Raw genomic sequence first — 15,874 nt, forward strand, 5'->3', positions numbered from 1 at the left:
GATACGGGTCACACCAATAATTCTTTCAGGCGGTTTGGATCATCCACCCTGATGGCCACTTCACGCACCATGACCTTCCTACCCATGAATAGTGTGGCTTCTGCTTCTTCCTTCAATGTGATGACAACCTGGGGCTCCACTTCTTCAAAATCTTTATACATGAGGAGAAGACCGTCTTCAGCTGGTTTTCCACCCCACTCCATGTGTTCAATATTTTCTATAGGAAAGACAATCCTCTTTTGAAGTCCCTGGCCGATATAGATCATCCCGTCCTTCACTTCAAGGGGATGCAGGCGGGCGATCTGAATCTCAGCAAGGAACAGGATGACCCCGTATACATTGAGTATGAGGAGCACCATGGACAGGACCGGTTGAATATCATGGAGCCACCAATGCAACCCCACTGATTCCAGGACGATGGCGTGGATCAACATGAGATTCATGGCTGTGTGGCTGGTGGTTTGATGCATGGTCACCACTCCGCGATGGACGGGTGCCTTGCGCTTCCAGCTCATTAGACCGTAGTAGATTGTGAGGATTTCAGAGGTGATCAACCTGACGATAAAATGATCCTTTACATTCCGTATGGCTGCGGGGAGAAGTGAAAACAGGGGTCCGTTTCCAGACTCCCTCATATAGCCCTTTATGTCCGGTATCTTTTTCACCAGGAGGAAGACCAGTGCAAGTTCTCCCATGACAACGATCACTTCGACCGCCAGTCCGGCATACAGCAGAATCGTGTACTGAGCAAAGTATGCTTCGGGGAGTATGAATCTTGCGAGGACGAGACCGAATACCACGATACCTGCAAGCTGTTTTTTGGAAAGTCTGAATGCTGCATACATCAAAGCCGGCAGGACGACCACCAGGTCAAGGAGGCTGCCGAACACCACTTCTTTGCTGATATGAATATCTAGGTAGAGTTGTACTGAAGATTGATACAGTAGAATATTGCATAGTAAGATGACGGGCACGAGCATGAGCGCCCATTTTGACATACGTGTCCTTCGGAAAACCATCGATTCACTCCCAATCCACATATCCTTTTTCTTACATTATAACAAGAAGGTCCAGTTTTAGGAGGAATGAATAAGAACATTCTTGAAAATCAAAAAAAGGCAACACGACGTTGCCTTGCTTCAACATGATATTAACGATTCTTAACGGGCACCCATACCTCACAGCGAAAGTCTTCTGCCCCTGCGTCTTCCATCGGGTACAGTTCGAACTCAGGACCACCGCTGTGCTCAAATCCCGTGGACGGGAACCATTCTGTGAAGATCCTCTCCCATACGCGCTGTATGGCCAGAGGCATCGGACCCACCACCTCAAATACCGCCCAAGTGGCAGCAGGCATCGTATGCGTTTCATAGGCTACCGTAGCCACCGTATTTTCAGCCCCGATGAAATACGTGAATTCATCCTTGGTGCGATCTTCGTGCAGGCACACGCCCATAATCGAATCGGCATTGGCAGCCCTGCAAATCTCCCGGTCAATCCCATCCCTGTTCACCTGCTCCCAGAACTTAGGGATCTCCCTTAGGTTTTCTCCATCCTGCGTGCTCATTCTCCTGCCGATCCCCGCCACTTCGAACGCTTCTTTTTCAACCATGCGATAATTCATCTCGTTCACCCCTGTTATCTGAAGTTTAAAACCCAATCTCGGGTACGCCCTGACAGACGCTGAACGTATCCTCGAAGGCGGCACTCCATGAAGCTTCCGGAATGCTTTCGAGAACGACTCTGGCGTTTCATATCCATACTTCAGGGCAACATCGATCACTTTTGCCTCTGTCACCATGAGTTCCTGGGCCGCTACGGTGAGCCTCCTCTTCCGGATATACTCCGCAAGCGGGCACCCGGAGATGACGGAAAACATCTTCTGGAAATGATGATGGGAATACATGGAGATCGCAGATAGCTCATCCGGATCGATTACTCCGTCCAGATTCTTCTCAATATAGTCGATGCACTGATTCAACCGCTCCAGCATTTCCATTTGATTCCCCCCTTATGTAGAATACATTGAAACTAGGAAGCCTTCCTGTCTTTCTCGGCTTTCTGAGGACAGATGCTGCTTCAACGCCCTCGTAGTATAGCCCCATTTAGATATTGGTGGTTTAACAGAGTATGTATCCTACATCACCATAGCAGACTATTAACTATTTCTCACTCAAATTGCAAAAAAATTAAAAACAATCCTTGTATGGCAGGACAATGCAGATGGCTTCTTTCATATAAGAAATTGACATCTGCAGGAAAATGAAACCCCAAACCATTACATCCGTATATAAAGGAATCAATCATTTAAGGACGTGTTCAATATGATCCAAGACCAGATCGATCAGTATGAATTCATCTATACCACCTTGAAAAAGCGTCTCCGCTGGCAGGTTTCCGATCAACGGGCACTCATGCTGACCGCCTCCATTTACTGTACGAATGATCATGCTTTTGACGTGGAGCGCTTCATGGAGATAAGCGAAATGATCAAAAAAGAAACCGGTATGTTTTCTCACTTGAAAACGCAGTTGCGCTTTTCATTCGCTGCCCTTCTCGATGTGAAATCTGAAGACCCACGCCTACAATTTGAACGCCTCCAAGCTCTTTATGACCGCCTCATTGAAGCAGGTTTCAAGAGGGGAATCTTCACCCATCTTGCTGCCCTTGCCGTCCTTGGTGAGGAAGAAACGGATTCAAGCCTGCCTGAACGGGCACTTGCCCTATATAAGCGTATGGCGAAGGAACATTTATTTCTGACCGGCCATAGCGACTATCCTTTTGCCGTACTTCTCGCTACAAAGGAACAGGAGAATATTGTGAGCTATATCGAGTCCTTTTACGACCAGCTGAACCATGAAGGCTTCCGAAAAGGGAATGATCTCCAGACGATGAGCCATATCCTTTCCCTTCAGGAGGAAGAAGGACCGGAAGCCCTGATATCAAGGGTTCTAGGGGTATATGATGCCCTCCGCTCGGAAGGAATCCGCATGAAACCGGCTTACTATCCGCAGGTCGCCCTGCTGTCATTCGTCAAAGATGCGGACTGCGGCAGGGTCCGTTCCGTATGGGACAACCTGAACAGGATCAAAGCATTCAGATGGCATAAAGATGTGAATTTCATGATGGCCGTGAACTTCTATGTGAGCAATCACTTGGAGGATTCTTCCCTCGCCACGACGAGCTTGTCGACGACGATCGAGACACTGATCCAAGCACAGCAGACTGCCATGATCGCCACCATGTCTGCAAGCGCCGTAGCCACAAGCTCGTCCAACGATTCATGATGGAGCTGCTGGCATTCGCCCTGCTCCCCCTCTCTGTGACATTGCTCCTCATCATCGCAGGGATAAAATCATTCAAAAAGAAACGGTCTCCTTCGCTCTTCTATACGCCATTTGACGGGATCACCGGGCAGACAGAAGTGGAATTCCATGAAGAACAGGAAATCCCGGCGGTAGATGAAGAGACTGGAGACGAACCGGAAAGGAACCATCCATGATCAGCAAAAAACAGTACATCATCATGTTCAGCTTCGCTATTATTTTAGGTATTACAGGTGGTTTTTTTGATCTTCCTTTTGGTGCAGTCGTAACGGTGATCACAGCCTCTGTCCTTCTCATTGCCATGATTCCCTATATGTATTATATGTACCATGCAACAGATTCACACAAAGTTGAACAGTTTCTATCTGCACGCACGAGGCAGCCGATACTGGGCTTTTATTGGGCGCTCGGCCAAGGTGATCCTGTCCTGGTGAAGGATCAGCTCAACAAGGTCCTGCGAAAGTACAAATCTCCCGCACACCAAGCGATTTTCCTTCTTGCAGAGGCTGTACAGCGAAAGGATGTACGAAGCGCCGCTTCCCATCTTCTTCAAGTTAAACAGTCGCAGGTAAGGGAGTATTACAAGGTTCATTTATTGCTAGAGGAAGGAAGGCTTGAAGAAGCCGCAGAAAGGGCCGATTCCATGTCAAAAGAATGGATGAAAGAAAGTATCCTCGGCCGACTCCACTCCCTGAGCGGGGATGTAGAAGCAAGCAGGAGGCATTACAGGGGGGCCGCTCAGTGCTGTAAAGGGGTTCAACGATATCTTCTGGAGGGGTTGTTTGAATCAGAGCATACAATAAAAGGCATTCACACCCCCAATAGTAGGTAGAAAAGTACAAAACCATTTTGAGACTCCCATAAAAAATATAAAATCCGGGCGTTTCCCTTCCGTTCAGGAAGTGAGCACACCCGGATTTTCACTGGTTCTGTTTCTACTTCACTTTGATGATGATCTTCCCTTTTGCATGATGAGTTTCACTTAGGGCATGGGCATCCTTCAAGCCTTGTTCACTGAGGTCGAAGGTTTCTCCTATGATCGGTTTCAGCTCTCCCTTCTCATAAAGGTCCGCCAGCTTCTTCAGCTGTTCGCCGTTCGGCTCCAACCACAGGAATTTCGTTGTGAAGTCGGCCGCATAGTCTTCAGAAGGCTGTTCGGCGATGGAGACGAGCTTGCCACCTTTTTTCAATACCTTGAAGCTGTCCTCCTGAACCTTTCCTCCCATCGTATCGACGACAAGATCATAGTCTGATAAGAGCTCGCTGAAATCCTGCTCCCGGTAGTTGATGAATTCATCTGCCCCCAAGGACCGGACAAACTGCTCGTTCTTCCCGCTCGCAGTGGTGGCGACATGGGCCCCGAAGCTCTTAGCAATCTGGATGGCATAACTTCCGACTCCCCCTGATCCTGCATGGATCAATACGTTATCGCCTTTCTTGATTTCACCAAAATCCACCAGGCACTGCCAGGCCGTCAATCCAGCAAGTGGGATTGCTGCTGCTTCTTCATAGCTCATGGAATCCGGCATGGGTGCTAGCAGATGGGCATCCACCGGCACATACTCCGCATAGGTTCCCTGATTCGTCGTTTCCGGACGGGCGAATACCCGATCGCCGATGGAATAGCCGCTGACGTTCTTACCCATTTCAGAAATGGTGCCTGCTACATCCCATCCAAGTATGATCGGGAATTCAAAATCAAGCATCTGCTTCAGGTATCCCTCTCTCAGCTTCCAGTCGATCGGATTGATTGAAGTTGCATGGTTCTCTACCAGCACCTGATCATCACCGATTGCCGGCTTCTCTACTTGCTTTTCTTCCAAAACATCCTTGCTTCCATATTGATTGATCACAATTGCTTTCACAGTGGATTCCTCCTTGGTAATCTAAGTTCATACGGTATATGTTCCCTCAACCTGAATAAGAATAAACACAGGAACTTCGAGGTTCATTTGTTGGCGTCACTGCAACATTTGAGGTAACGTTTAAGCTACATATAGAGAGGGAAAACTCTCACTATCTCATCAACCAATTAATTCAGGAGGTTCATTTAATGGAAAAGTATGCGCTATTGATCAATGGTCAACAAACCGGTCAGGGTCTCGACACGATCGAGGTCGTCAACCCCGCCACATCAGATGTGATCGCCACCGTTCCGAACGGAAGCACGAAGGAAGCAAAGGACGCTGTCGATGCTGCTTCTGAAGCGTTTAAAAGCTGGAGTAAACACTCAGCCTACGAGCGGAGCGAACTGGTCCGTAAATGGCATGATCTCATTCATGATAATCGCGAAGACCTCGCCCGTACGATGACATTGGAACAAGGAAAGCCGCTTAAAGAGGCCCTTGGGGAAATCGACTATGCCAACGGCTACATTTCCTGGTTTGCTGAAGAAGGAAAGCGTGTGTATGGAGAGCAGATTCCGGCAACGCAACGCGACAAAAGGATGTTCGTGACGAAGCAGCCAGTCGGTGTCGTCGCCGTCATCACGCCGTGGAACTTCCCCGCTGCGATGATCACACGGAAGGTCGCGCCTGCATTAGCGGCAGGATGCACCGTCGTCATCAAACCGGCTGAGCTCACACCGCTGACAGCCTTCAAACTTGCCCATCTGGCAGAAGAAGCAGGTATACCGAAAGGCGTCATCAATGTTGTGAGCGGAGACTCCAAGACGATCGGGGAAGCGTGGACGGATGATACGCGCGTCCGCAAGCTCACGTTCACAGGCTCAACTCCTGTCGGTAAAATCCTCATGAAGAACTCTGCGGATACGATGAAGAAGATCTCCCTTGAGCTTGGCGGTCACGCTCCTTCCATTGTGACCCAGGATGCGGACATCGATAAGGCCGTCAAAGGAGTGGTAGCTTCCAAATATCGCAATGCCGGTCAAACCTGTGTATGTACCAACCGCATTTATGTTCACGAATCCATCGTTGATGAATTCACCGAAAAATATGTAGCAGAGGTCAAAAAGCTGAAGGTCGGCAACGGACTGGATGAAGGCATTGACATCGGACCTCTCATTGATGACCGTGCCGTGGATAAAGTGAAAAAACATATCGATGACGCCGTTGAAAAGGGCGCTGAAATTGCAACGGGAGGCAGCGTGAAAGAAGGGCTGTTCTTTGAACCCACCGTACTCACCGGCGTAACAGACGATATGCTCTGCATGAGCGAAGAAACATTCGGCCCCCTTGCCCCGATCACCACGTTCAAAACGGAAGAAGAAGCCGTTGAACGTGCCAATGATTCGATCTATGGACTGGCCGCGTATGTCTTCACAGAAAACATCTCCCGAGGAATTGCCATTTGTGAGCAGTTGGAATACGGGATTGTCGGGTTGAATGACGGAGGGCCATCCGCTCCTCAGGCACCATTTGGAGGATTCAAGCAGAGCGGACTTGGCCGGGAAGGCGGCCATCAAGGAATGGACGAATACCTGGAAGTGAAATATATTTCTGTCGGATTATAATCCTTTTCGAGTGGCTGAGACAAACGTGTTTTAGTCATAGTACAACCCGGATTCATCTGCCTGCGATCAGGCAAATGAATTCGGGTTTTTATTTTGTTATATGGTTTCCAGCAGCGGTTGATTGGAGTGCAAGACGAAGACTCCCGCGGAAAGCGAAGTCTTGCACAGAAATCATGAGCGGTATAAAGAGCCTATACTGATCGTGTTCGTCATTCAATGGTCCTTTTTAGTATTGTCCCACCCTCTTTTTTTTTGTTGACCTTTACGTAGCGTCATGGATTACAGTGAAGGATATCAACAGAAAGGAGTGACAGAATGGAAGCATATCCGATGCCCATGTTTGTGAAAATGGAAGTGAGAGATATCGAGCGTTCCGTGAAATGGTACAAGGATGTCTTGGAATTCAACGAGGTGTACAGTCTTAGGGGGGAGGAAAACAAGATGGTGATGGCCCATATCCGCGGTGAAAGATACCAGGATCTAATGCTGATCCCTGCTGGATCAATCGTTCATCCACAGGGAATCACCATCAATCTGCAGTGGCATGACGTACACCTTACTGCTGGGAGAGCTCCGGACTCAAGCATTGTGGAAGGGCCAGTCGATCGACCGTGGAATGCACGGGAAGTCGTCCTGATCGATCCTGATGGCTATAGAGTGACTTTATCAGAAATGCTTCATTCCTCCTTATCGTTCGATGAAGTTAGACAGGGATTCTAAGCGTTTACAGGTTCCTCCCTTATATGTCAGAATAAATACTATATTTAAAAAACAAATTGACGAATGAATTCCTTCTGTGCTAGATTACTACTATAGTAAATGTCAACGACGGGAAAGAGTAGATTGGGACACTGTTGCAAAGAGAGCCGGCATTTGGTGGGAGCAGGCGAACGGTACCCTATTGAAAATCATCCCTGAGACGCAGTGCCGAACGGAGTAAGCACTGCCGGTTTTCCACCGTTAACAGGAAGACGTATGTTGGTACGTTCAAGTGTCGCTTGCTTCTTTGGCAGGCGGAATTCGGGTGGTAACGCGGGTATAAGCTCGTCCCTTTTTATTTAAGGGGCGGGCTTTTTTGTTTTTCAGGATAGAATCAGGAGGTTCAACATTATGAATAAAAAACATATTATCGTAGCTGGATTCATGCTCTTTTCCCTTTTCTTCGGGGCCGGGAATCTGATTTTCCCTCCTACCCTTGGGATGGAATCAGGTCATGCATTCATACCTGCCATCACTGGCTTCATTCTCTCAGCTGTATTCCTTCCCTTCTTCACGATCATCACTGTGTCTCTTTCGAAGAATGGGCTTTTATCAATCGGTGAACGGGTTCATCCCCTTTTCGGGATGATCTTCTCCATCATCGTATACTTATCCATCGGCGCCTTCTACGGTATTCCAAGGGCCGCCAATGTGGCATTCGAGCTCGGGTTCGAACAGATTCTTCCCGTCCAGGGGCATATGCCGCTTCTCCTATTCTCGATTATCTTCTTCGGAGTGACGTTCTTGATCTGCCTGAATCCGAAGAAAGCCATCGACCTTGTGGGACAGTGGCTGACTCCAGCACTTCTCATCGTATTGGCTATTCTATTCATTAAGGCCTTTTTCACCTATTCGTACGGGGATGCACCGACAACAGACAAGTTCCAACACTCCCCGTTCCTTACGGGATTCATTGAAGGCTATTATACTATGGATGCCATCGCAGCCCTTGCTTTCGGCATCGTCATCATAAATGGGTTCCGCTCCAAAGGAATGAGCAAACGGAGTGAGCTTGTGAAAGGGACGATCGGTGCAGGATCGATTGCCGCTCTGGGTCTCATTCTTGTGTACGTATCTCTCGGATGGATCGGAAGGGTGATTCCTGCCGACCAGGCTGTTGCCAACGGCGCCGAACTCCTTGTGCTGGCATCGGGACAGCTATTCGGCCCCAGCGGGAATCTGATCTTCGGTTCAATCGTGATCCTCGCCTGCCTGACAACCTGTGTCGGTCTGATCAATGCGTGCGCTCAATTTTTCCAGGAGCGCTTCACCCTCCTTTCCTATAAAGGGTATGTCGGGGTATTCACCTTGATCGGGCTTCTCTTTACGAACCTGGGATTGAATATGATCCTCAAGATTGCTGGACCTCTTCTATCCTTGATCTATCCTATAGCCATCGTTCTTGTTGTCCTCTCCCTTGCCCAGCTCTTCCTGGGGAAAAGCAGGAGGATGTTCATCCTTTCGGTGGGGATGACGGGTGCGTTTTCACTTTATGAAACGTTCCACAGTTTCAATATGGTACCGAAAAGTCTCGAACACGCCGTAGACTGGATCCCTCTATCGGCTAATGGGTTGGAGTGGACCCTTCCCGCTCTTCTCTGTGCCGTCATCGGTTTTGTATGGGACCATATTTCCGGTTACCGACGGACGAGCGAACAGTGGGATGGCTAAACGAAAGGCAAGGTGTCTTCGCGACACCTTGCCTTTTATTTTGCCTCTTCCCTTTCAAGGAAAATCTCTTCCAGGGTAGGTTCATCGACCTCTACCCGGTAAACGTCAACCTTGATCCGGTTAAGGACGCGGATGATGTCAGCAATCTTCTTCTCATCCTCCACCACTATATGAAAATGGGTTTCTTCCATTTCGAGATCCCGACCGTTAATGGAAAGCCATTGTTCCAGATCCTCTTGATCACGGACAGGGATGGGTGAATGTTTGACTTTCACTTCAATGTTCGAGCGGTAAAATGCCCTCAGCTCTTCCATCGTGCCGCTTTTAATAATTCTCCCCTCCTTCATGATAGCAAGACGGTTACAGATCTTTTCCACTTCGTCGAGGTTATGAGACGTCATGAAAATCGTTTTCCCCTGTTTCTGCAGGGAACGGATCAGGTGCTGAATCTGCAGGACCGACTCTGCGTCCATTCCTGAAGTCGGTTCATCAAGGAAGATCAATTCAGGATCATGGATGATGGCCTGTGCCACTCCAAGCTTCTTCTTCATACCGAAGGAAAACTTGGAGGTTTTTTTATGCTCGTGCCCTTCTAGACCGACGGAGGCCAGCACCGACATGCACGTTTCCTTGGATACCTTTTTCCCCGATACACCGGCAAGGAACTGCAGATGCTTCAGTGCGGTCATGGATTGATAGAATGTTGAATAATCAGGCATGACGCCGATCTTGTGCTTGATTGCATTGTGATTCTCCTCTTCTCCTAGGAGGGAATAGCTACCGGAAGTTGGTATCACGATACCGGTCAGCATGTTGATGAACGTTGATTTCCCTGCTCCGTTCCTCCCGAGGAACCCAAAGATCTCCCCCTTCTCCACCGTGAGATCGATTCCTTTGACTACCTGATTTTTCCCGAACGACTTTGTCAGCCCTTTCGTTGTAATCATCAACATCCCCTCCTTCGGAAGAATACATATGTTAGTAAAAGTAAAATGAAAGCATCAAGATACATGAGCAAGAACGTATAATCTTCCCTGACAAGATAATAGTTCGGATCAACATACTTCATCCAGCTGAACCATGGATTCGAGGTGTATGCCAACCAGTACCCGAGGATCGGAAGGAGGATTCCAGCAATGATACTCATAAACATCGTCAACGCAGGCACCGGGACCACCGTCGACAGGAAGACCGTAAAGGCTACCTGACAAGCGATGAGACCCATGAGCTGAAAGAATGTGAAAGCATCGAATCGGTGTGAGAAAATCGCGATGATCACGTGGGAAACAGTGATGCAAGCAAACCAGAATGCCAGGATCCCGAGGAACTTGCCTGCCACGATGGACCGCCTTGACGTACGGGTCAACAGGAATCTCATGGTCCTTTCATGCATCTCCCGGTTCATCGTGTCATGCGACAGTCCCATGACGAACAGTTGACCGAATACAATCATGACCACCAGCAAGCCTGCTGAATGGGCCATATCCGCCTCATCGGGCGTTAACTCCAATGCGCTCTCGAACATAGAGGAGAATTTCGCAAAATAATACGTCGGGACAAGGAGCATGAGGATGATGGCGATGGACTTGAACCCCTTGAACAATTGAAAGAATTCCCTTTTGGCGATGGCAAACATATGAACACTTCCTTTTCTTATTTGTCTATACAAAAAGGATAATCCACTACATTTAACGCAGGTGAAATCCCACCTTAACTTTTCCTTAATTCTCTAATTCTACTAAAACTTTGATGATATGATAGGTGTAACACCGTTAAGTTAGGAGATTAATGATGAATGAAGCACGATTATTGATTGTTGATGATGAAATGGCACTTATGAATATGCTTGAGACCCTGCTCCTCAGAGAGGAAATTTCAAAGATTGATAAAGCAGAGACTGCCTCACAGGCACTTGCCCTATGTAAGAGTCATACCTATGATTTGATACTCTTGGATGTGATGCTTCCTGATCAAACAGGTTTTGAGATTTGCCCATCGATCCGCGAGCAATCCGATGCCACGATCTTCTTTCTGACCGCCAAGGCCGGCGACCTCGATAAGTTATCGGGATTTGCAGTCGGGGCTGATGATTACATCACCAAGCCCTTCAACCCCCTCGAAGTCGTTGCAAGGATCAAGGCACATCTATCCAGGAGGTTGAAGATCAGTACGATACAGGATCAGACCGTGCACAGCTGCGGACCCATCGAAATGAACACATCGACAGGAGAAGTGTTCGTACGGGGGGAATCCGTTCGACTTCCTGCTCAAGTATACCAATTATTACTATTCTTTTGTAAGCACCCGAATCAGCTTTTCAGCAAAGGACAGCTCTATGAGCAGGTGTGGGGAGACGCATTCATGGGGGAAGATAACACCGTCATGGTGCACATCCGGAAGTTGCGGGAGAAAATCGAGGAAGATCCAGGGAATCCTGAGCTCATCCTGACCGTCCGGGGGCTCGGGTATAAACTGGAGATTCCAAGGGGGAGCAGATGAATATCCATACTCGATTCATCCTCCACCTCCTCGGTCGCCTGATCCTGACCGGCTTCCTATTATTGCTGTCGATCTTGATCATTTTCTTATTCATCGCGTTCCTCACCATGAATTCTGCCATTGAAAAAGACCTCACCACCGCAGAAGGACTCTATTTTTCCGACAGGGTCGAGGTCAAGGATGGCAAAGCAACCATCGATCAACATTTACAAAAAATTCTTCAAAAGCAAAAGAGCTGGTTGATCATCCTGGACTCCAGGGGAGACATTGCCGGATCTTACGGTGCTCCCGATTCCGTTCTCTCTTCAAAACATCTTCTTTCGGCTGCCGATGAGGTCCCCTTCACCGATATCCATACGTGGGAGATCCTGAATATGGACGATGAACCGTCCTACGTGATGCTCGGGAAACATCATCCTGAGAAGCAATGGTTGAGCAAGGTGAAAGATGAGGTCGATTGGAGTAAAGGAGAATGGTTGCCTTCGTCAAAGGATCAGCGGCAACTAAAAAAAGAGGGTGTGTGGATTCAGCTGACCGACCCTGATGGCCATGTTCTTCAAGCTTATGGAGACCGGCCACCTTCAGAGAACTACACCTACAAGGACATCCTTCAGCTGGATGATCCGGATCAGTCCGTGCACCAAGATCCCCTCTCAGGAAAGATCCTGATATCAGGGATTCACCCTCCTGCTGAAGCACCCATTTCGGTACCGATCCATAACGGGTGGTTCATCGCGCTTATCGTCATTGCCCTCCTGATCTTGTTCAGCACCTTTTGGTATGCACGGAATCTCGGCACCCCTCTCTTGATCATGGTTAAATGGATCAAGCAGCTCTCTGACGGTCAATACTCCCAACCGGTCAACCAGGTCGGGGAATCCACGATCTATAAGAAAAACGGGAAGCTTAAACGGAATTATCGTCTATACAAAGAACTTTTCAGCCAGCTATCCAAGCTGACGGACACACTGAAGAGCAACGAGAGGCACGAAAAGAAGGTGGTCAGCTCAAGGGAAGAGTGGATCAGCGGACTATCGCATGATTTGAAGACCCCCTTATCATCCATTACCGGATATGCCCAGATGCTGCAGTCCGATCAATATGAGTGGACTCCTGAAGAAATAAGGGATTTTGCCGGTACAATCGTGGATAAGTCCGCATTCATGAAGGATCTACTTGATGATCTCACCCTCGTTTATCAGCTCAACAGCCAAGCCCTGCCCATCAGGAAAGAAAGGACAGATATCAACGAAGCGGTGCGGAGGAGCGTCATTTATTTCATCAATACGGCACAAGCCGATATCCGCTTCCTTCCTACGGAAACCCCCATGCTCGGGATGGTGGACCGGAAGTGGTTTCAACGGATCCTCGACAACCTCTTATCCAATGCCATCAAACACAACAGAGACGGTACAACGATCACCATCTCCACTGAAGCCATAGAAAACCAACTCATGGTCATCAAAATTGAAGATGATGGAGAAGGAATGGATTCCGAGACCCTCTCCCACTTGTTCCAACGCTTTTACCGTGGAACAAACACAAGTGATTCCGGAAGCGGTACCGGACTCGGGATGGCCATTACGAAACAGCTGATCGAACTGCACAACGGTTCCATCAATGTACAGAGTGCGCCTGACGAAGGAACAAGGGTAAGGGTCATCCTGCCCCTATAGGACCTGATTTTTGGAAAACACTATAAAGTGCCCATTAAAAAACCCGGATTCATCAATCCTTATCTTAGGCGAATGAATCCGGGTATTTCTATGACTGAAACACGTTTGTCCCAGCCTCTGCTACTTTTTCTAGATGTCAGTACGCGCCTTCCGAATACGTCAGCTCATAACCGTGAGAATAAATTTCAAAGATATTGCCGAAAGGATCTTCTACATACACCATCCGGTAAGGCTTCTCACCAGGGTAGTATTCCCTGATCGGCATGCGCTGCTTCCCGCCGTGTGCTTTGATTTTTTCCACGAGCCCTTCGATGTCAGGGTCCTGGATCGCGAAATGGAACAAGCCGGTTTTCCAGTATTCAAAGTTGTTCTCAGGGGCTTCATTTTGCGGGAATTCGAATAGTTCGATTCCGATCCGATCACCTGTCGCCATGTGTGCGATCCTAAATGTATCCCATTCAGTGCCGAATACGTCACGGCACATTTGTCCGATGGCACTATCATCGTTCTCAACATCGGACGGCTCCATGATGATATACCAGCCGAATACCTCCTGGTAAAACTTCACCGCTTCCTCCAGGCTTGGCACACTTAGGCCGATATGTGAAAATGATCTTGGATATGGTTTCATATTGATGTCCTCCTTTAGTTGAATTGCCCTCATTATAATCGGCGATTCGTCCGAATGTAAGTATGCACTTTTTTGTGAGATACTAACCTGGAGGTAAGAAAGGGTGAACTGAATGGCAGTTGAGAAAGGTGAAAATGGAAAGCTGAAGTGCTCCATTGAATATACACTGAAAAAAATCGGCGGGAAGTGGAAAACCGTGATCCTGTGGCATCTTGGAACGGATGGGGTCCATCGCTACAATGAACTGAGGAGACTCCTGCCAGGCGTCGCACATAAAGTGCTCAGCCAGCAGTTAAAAGAGCTCGAGGAAGATGGTTTCATCATCAGGACATCCTACGACACCGTCCCTCCAAAAGTAGAATATAGCTTATCTGATTTCGGCAGCACGGTGATGCCCGTCCTTCAGGCCATGCACAAATGGGGACGTGCCCACGGTCCTTTCTCCGATGAAGTTTCTCCGGTTGACATATCGATAAATATCGATTAGTCTAATGCACATGGAAAACTACGTAGATATTTTCAAAGCGTTGGCTAACAGCACTCGATTGGAAATGTTGAAATGGTTGAAAGATCCCTATGATCATTTCGACAAGCCTTCTGCACATCTTTCGAAGAATATGAGTGAAAAAGGAGGCGTGTGCGTTGGTGATATTTCGGAAAGGGCCGGGATGTCCCAATCCACTGTTTCGCACTATTTATCTATGATGCAGAAGGCTGGATTATTGGAGTCGGAACGTCACGGAAAGTGGACGTACTACCGAAGGAATGAAGAGAATATAGAGAAACTTGCGAAGTGGATCAAAGAGGAGCTTTAAGCCTCTTTTTTTGAGTTATCATATCGATATTATTCGAAATATAGATTTAAGGAGTCATCATACTATGAAGCTATGGGTTTATATCGTCGCCCTCATTGCAGGTGCATCATTAAGTACAGAGGGAGCCATCTACGGCGAGCTCGGGAAAACGATCGGGAAATTGGAAAGCAGCTTTTATAACTTTTTCGTCGGAACGATCATTCTCGGTATTGTCCTGCTTTTCCTCGGAAAAGGCTCGCTGTCCCATTCCCTCAAAGCACCAAAATGGCAGCTCACCGGTGGATTCTTCGGGACCATCTATCTTACCATCCTTGTGATCAGTGTTCCACTGGTAGGAGTTGGACTGTCCATGATCAGCGTCATTGTCGGACAGATGATCATGAGTATGATCATTGAGCACAAAGGGTGGCTCGGAAGTGAAAAGATCAGCATCAACAAAGAGAAAGTCATAGCTATCATCCTGATGGCTGCCTCTCTCGTACTCATCTATTAAGGAGGTCCAAACATGTCTGCATTCATCCTGATCGCCGCCATGCTCGGCGGCTTCACACTAAGCGCACAGTCCTCCGTGAACGGGGCACTCAGTCGAAAAACCGGTACCTATGAGACAGCGTTCATGACGTTTGCTACGGGTGCAATGATTTTATTCCTCATCATCCTGTTCTTTGGAGATGGAAATATTTTCGCTATATTCGATGTTCCTAAATGGCAGCTGGCTGCCGTCTGGTTCGGTGTAGGGTACCTGTTCCTTACAGTTCTTGCCGTTCCGAAGATCGGGGTTATCGCCACAAACGTATCCACTGTCATCGGACAGTTGACCATGGGGATGATCATCGACCATTTCGGATGGTTCGGCGGGATCGAAATCCACCTGGACTGGAAACGAATCCTTGCCATCGTCCTTATGCTCCTTGCTTTACGGTTTATTTATGTAGGGAATAAGAAAGGCCAGGAACAGTCTGCATAAAGGGCATCAGTCTTAGAAACGTAACGAAGGAAAGCCAAGAATCCGTTCATGGGATTCT

At 48.1% G+C, this 15,874-nt stretch carries 18 protein-coding genes and 1 other annotated feature; of the genes, 12 read left to right on the forward strand and 6 right to left on the reverse strand.

All coding sequences use genetic code 11. From position 1 onward, the window contains the following. Positions 1–8: 8 nt before the first annotated feature. Together ACNA6I_RS11155 and ACNA6I_RS11160 are read right to left on the reverse strand one after the other, a co-directional pair. Entirely contained in the window at positions 9–998 is a 990-nt protein-coding gene (locus ACNA6I_RS11155) for a hypothetical protein (protein WP_148795854.1), read from the reverse strand. A gap of 152 nt (positions 999–1,150) precedes the next feature. After that, the gene (locus ACNA6I_RS11160) at positions 1,151–1,999 is read right to left on the reverse strand and encodes an AraC family transcriptional regulator (protein WP_063191331.1); all 849 of its coding nucleotides are present in this window, start codon (positions 1,997–1,999) and stop codon (positions 1,151–1,153) included. Positions 2,000–2,324: 325 nt separating this feature from the next. Here ACNA6I_RS11160 and ACNA6I_RS11165 point away from each other — a divergent pair, with 325 nt between their 5' ends. The 3 genes from ACNA6I_RS11165 to ACNA6I_RS11175 are packed head-to-tail and all read left to right on the forward strand — an operon-like array spanning position 2,325 to position 4,158. Then, positions 2,325–3,287, forward strand: coding sequence for a DUF4003 family protein (locus ACNA6I_RS11165; RefSeq protein ID WP_048005046.1), 963 nt, complete (start codon positions 2,325–2,327; stop codon positions 3,285–3,287). Then, a complete protein-coding gene (locus ACNA6I_RS11170; protein ID WP_048005047.1) occupies positions 3,287–3,502 on the forward strand; it encodes a DUF3951 domain-containing protein in 216 nt (71 codons plus the stop codon). Before ACNA6I_RS11165 ends, ACNA6I_RS11170 begins: the two co-directional genes overlap by 1 nt. After that, positions 3,499–4,158 carry a hypothetical protein gene (locus ACNA6I_RS11175; RefSeq protein ID WP_416313302.1) on the forward strand — a complete coding sequence of 220 codons (660 nt, stop codon included), beginning with the start codon at positions 3,499–3,501 and terminating at the stop codon, positions 4,156–4,158. The genes ACNA6I_RS11170 and ACNA6I_RS11175 overlap by 4 nt, the downstream gene beginning before the upstream one ends. Before the next feature lie 103 nt (positions 4,159–4,261). On the opposite strand, the gene ACNA6I_RS11180 is transcribed toward ACNA6I_RS11175, so the two are convergent. Then, on the reverse strand, positions 4,262–5,191 hold the full coding sequence (locus tag ACNA6I_RS11180) for an NADP-dependent oxidoreductase (protein ID WP_416313303.1): 930 nt from the start codon (positions 5,189–5,191) through the stop codon (positions 4,262–4,264). A 188-nt stretch (positions 5,192–5,379) separates the two neighbouring features. Between ACNA6I_RS11180 and ACNA6I_RS11185 the strand changes: the two genes are divergently transcribed. The 3 genes from ACNA6I_RS11185 to brnQ all read left to right on the forward strand — a co-directional run bounded on the left by ACNA6I_RS11185 (position 5,380) and on the right by brnQ (position 9,228). After that, positions 5,380–6,798, forward strand: coding sequence for an NAD-dependent succinate-semialdehyde dehydrogenase (locus ACNA6I_RS11185; protein ID WP_416313304.1), 1,419 nt, complete (start codon positions 5,380–5,382; stop codon positions 6,796–6,798). A gap of 315 nt (positions 6,799–7,113) precedes the next feature. Next, the gene (locus ACNA6I_RS11190) at positions 7,114–7,518 is read left to right on the forward strand and encodes a VOC family protein (RefSeq protein WP_048016236.1); all 405 of its coding nucleotides are present in this window, start codon (positions 7,114–7,116) and stop codon (positions 7,516–7,518) included. 96 nt (positions 7,519–7,614) lie between these two features. Continuing rightward, positions 7,615–7,853: a binding site (T-box leader), on the forward strand. Between the two features lie 55 nt (positions 7,854–7,908). Next, a complete protein-coding gene (gene brnQ, locus ACNA6I_RS11195) occupies positions 7,909–9,228 on the forward strand; it encodes a branched-chain amino acid transport system II carrier protein (protein ID WP_416313305.1) in 1,320 nt (439 codons plus the stop codon). A 35-nt stretch (positions 9,229–9,263) separates the two neighbouring features. Here the strand turns inward: brnQ and ACNA6I_RS11200 are convergent, their stop codons facing one another. Further along, positions 9,264–10,181 (reverse strand): ABC transporter ATP-binding protein, encoded by a 918-nt coding sequence (locus ACNA6I_RS11200; RefSeq protein WP_252266293.1) that lies wholly within the window; start codon positions 10,179–10,181, stop codon positions 9,264–9,266. Further along, the gene (locus tag ACNA6I_RS11205) at positions 10,175–10,864 is read right to left on the reverse strand and encodes an ABC transporter permease (protein WP_048005054.1); all 690 of its coding nucleotides are present in this window, start codon (positions 10,862–10,864) and stop codon (positions 10,175–10,177) included. Before ACNA6I_RS11205 ends, ACNA6I_RS11200 begins: the two co-directional genes overlap by 7 nt. Before the next feature lie 155 nt (positions 10,865–11,019). On the opposite strand from ACNA6I_RS11205, the gene ACNA6I_RS11210 reads away from it, so the two are divergent. Beyond that, positions 11,020–11,727, forward strand: coding sequence for a response regulator transcription factor (locus ACNA6I_RS11210; RefSeq protein ID WP_416313760.1), 708 nt, complete (start codon positions 11,020–11,022; stop codon positions 11,725–11,727). Continuing rightward, entirely contained in the window at positions 11,724–13,403 is a 1,680-nt protein-coding gene (locus ACNA6I_RS11215) for a sensor histidine kinase (RefSeq protein WP_416313306.1), read from the forward strand. Before ACNA6I_RS11210 ends, ACNA6I_RS11215 begins: the two co-directional genes overlap by 4 nt. Positions 13,404–13,539: 136 nt before the next feature. Here ACNA6I_RS11215 and ACNA6I_RS11220 read toward each other — a convergent pair whose 3' ends face one another. Next, positions 13,540–14,034 (reverse strand): lactoylglutathione lyase family protein, encoded by a 495-nt coding sequence (locus ACNA6I_RS11220; protein WP_048012561.1) that lies wholly within the window; start codon positions 14,032–14,034, stop codon positions 13,540–13,542. Between the two features lie 112 nt (positions 14,035–14,146). Here ACNA6I_RS11220 and ACNA6I_RS11225 point away from each other — a divergent pair, with 112 nt between their 5' ends. The 4 genes from ACNA6I_RS11225 (at position 14,147) to ACNA6I_RS11240 (ending at position 15,816) form a co-directional block, all read left to right on the forward strand. Beyond that, positions 14,147–14,521, forward strand: a complete 375-nt coding sequence (locus ACNA6I_RS11225) for a winged helix-turn-helix transcriptional regulator (protein WP_048005058.1) — start codon at positions 14,147–14,149, stop codon at positions 14,519–14,521. A 10-nt stretch (positions 14,522–14,531) separates the two neighbouring features. Continuing rightward, the gene (locus tag ACNA6I_RS11230) at positions 14,532–14,849 is read left to right on the forward strand and encodes an ArsR/SmtB family transcription factor (protein WP_048005059.1); all 318 of its coding nucleotides are present in this window, start codon (positions 14,532–14,534) and stop codon (positions 14,847–14,849) included. A 64-nt stretch (positions 14,850–14,913) separates the two neighbouring features. After that, a complete protein-coding gene (locus tag ACNA6I_RS11235; RefSeq protein WP_048005060.1) occupies positions 14,914–15,342 on the forward strand; it encodes a DMT family transporter in 429 nt (142 codons plus the stop codon). A gap of 12 nt (positions 15,343–15,354) precedes the next feature. Beyond that, complete coding sequence (locus ACNA6I_RS11240; protein WP_048005061.1) at positions 15,355–15,816, forward strand: DMT family transporter; 462 nt, start codon at positions 15,355–15,357, stop codon at positions 15,814–15,816. Positions 15,817–15,874: the final 58 nt, after the last annotated feature.

This window comes from Rossellomorea sp. FS2 (assembly GCF_047915635.1).
In the GTDB taxonomy this organism is placed as follows: domain Bacteria; phylum Bacillota; class Bacilli; order Bacillales; family Bacillaceae_B; genus Rossellomorea; species Rossellomorea marisflavi_A.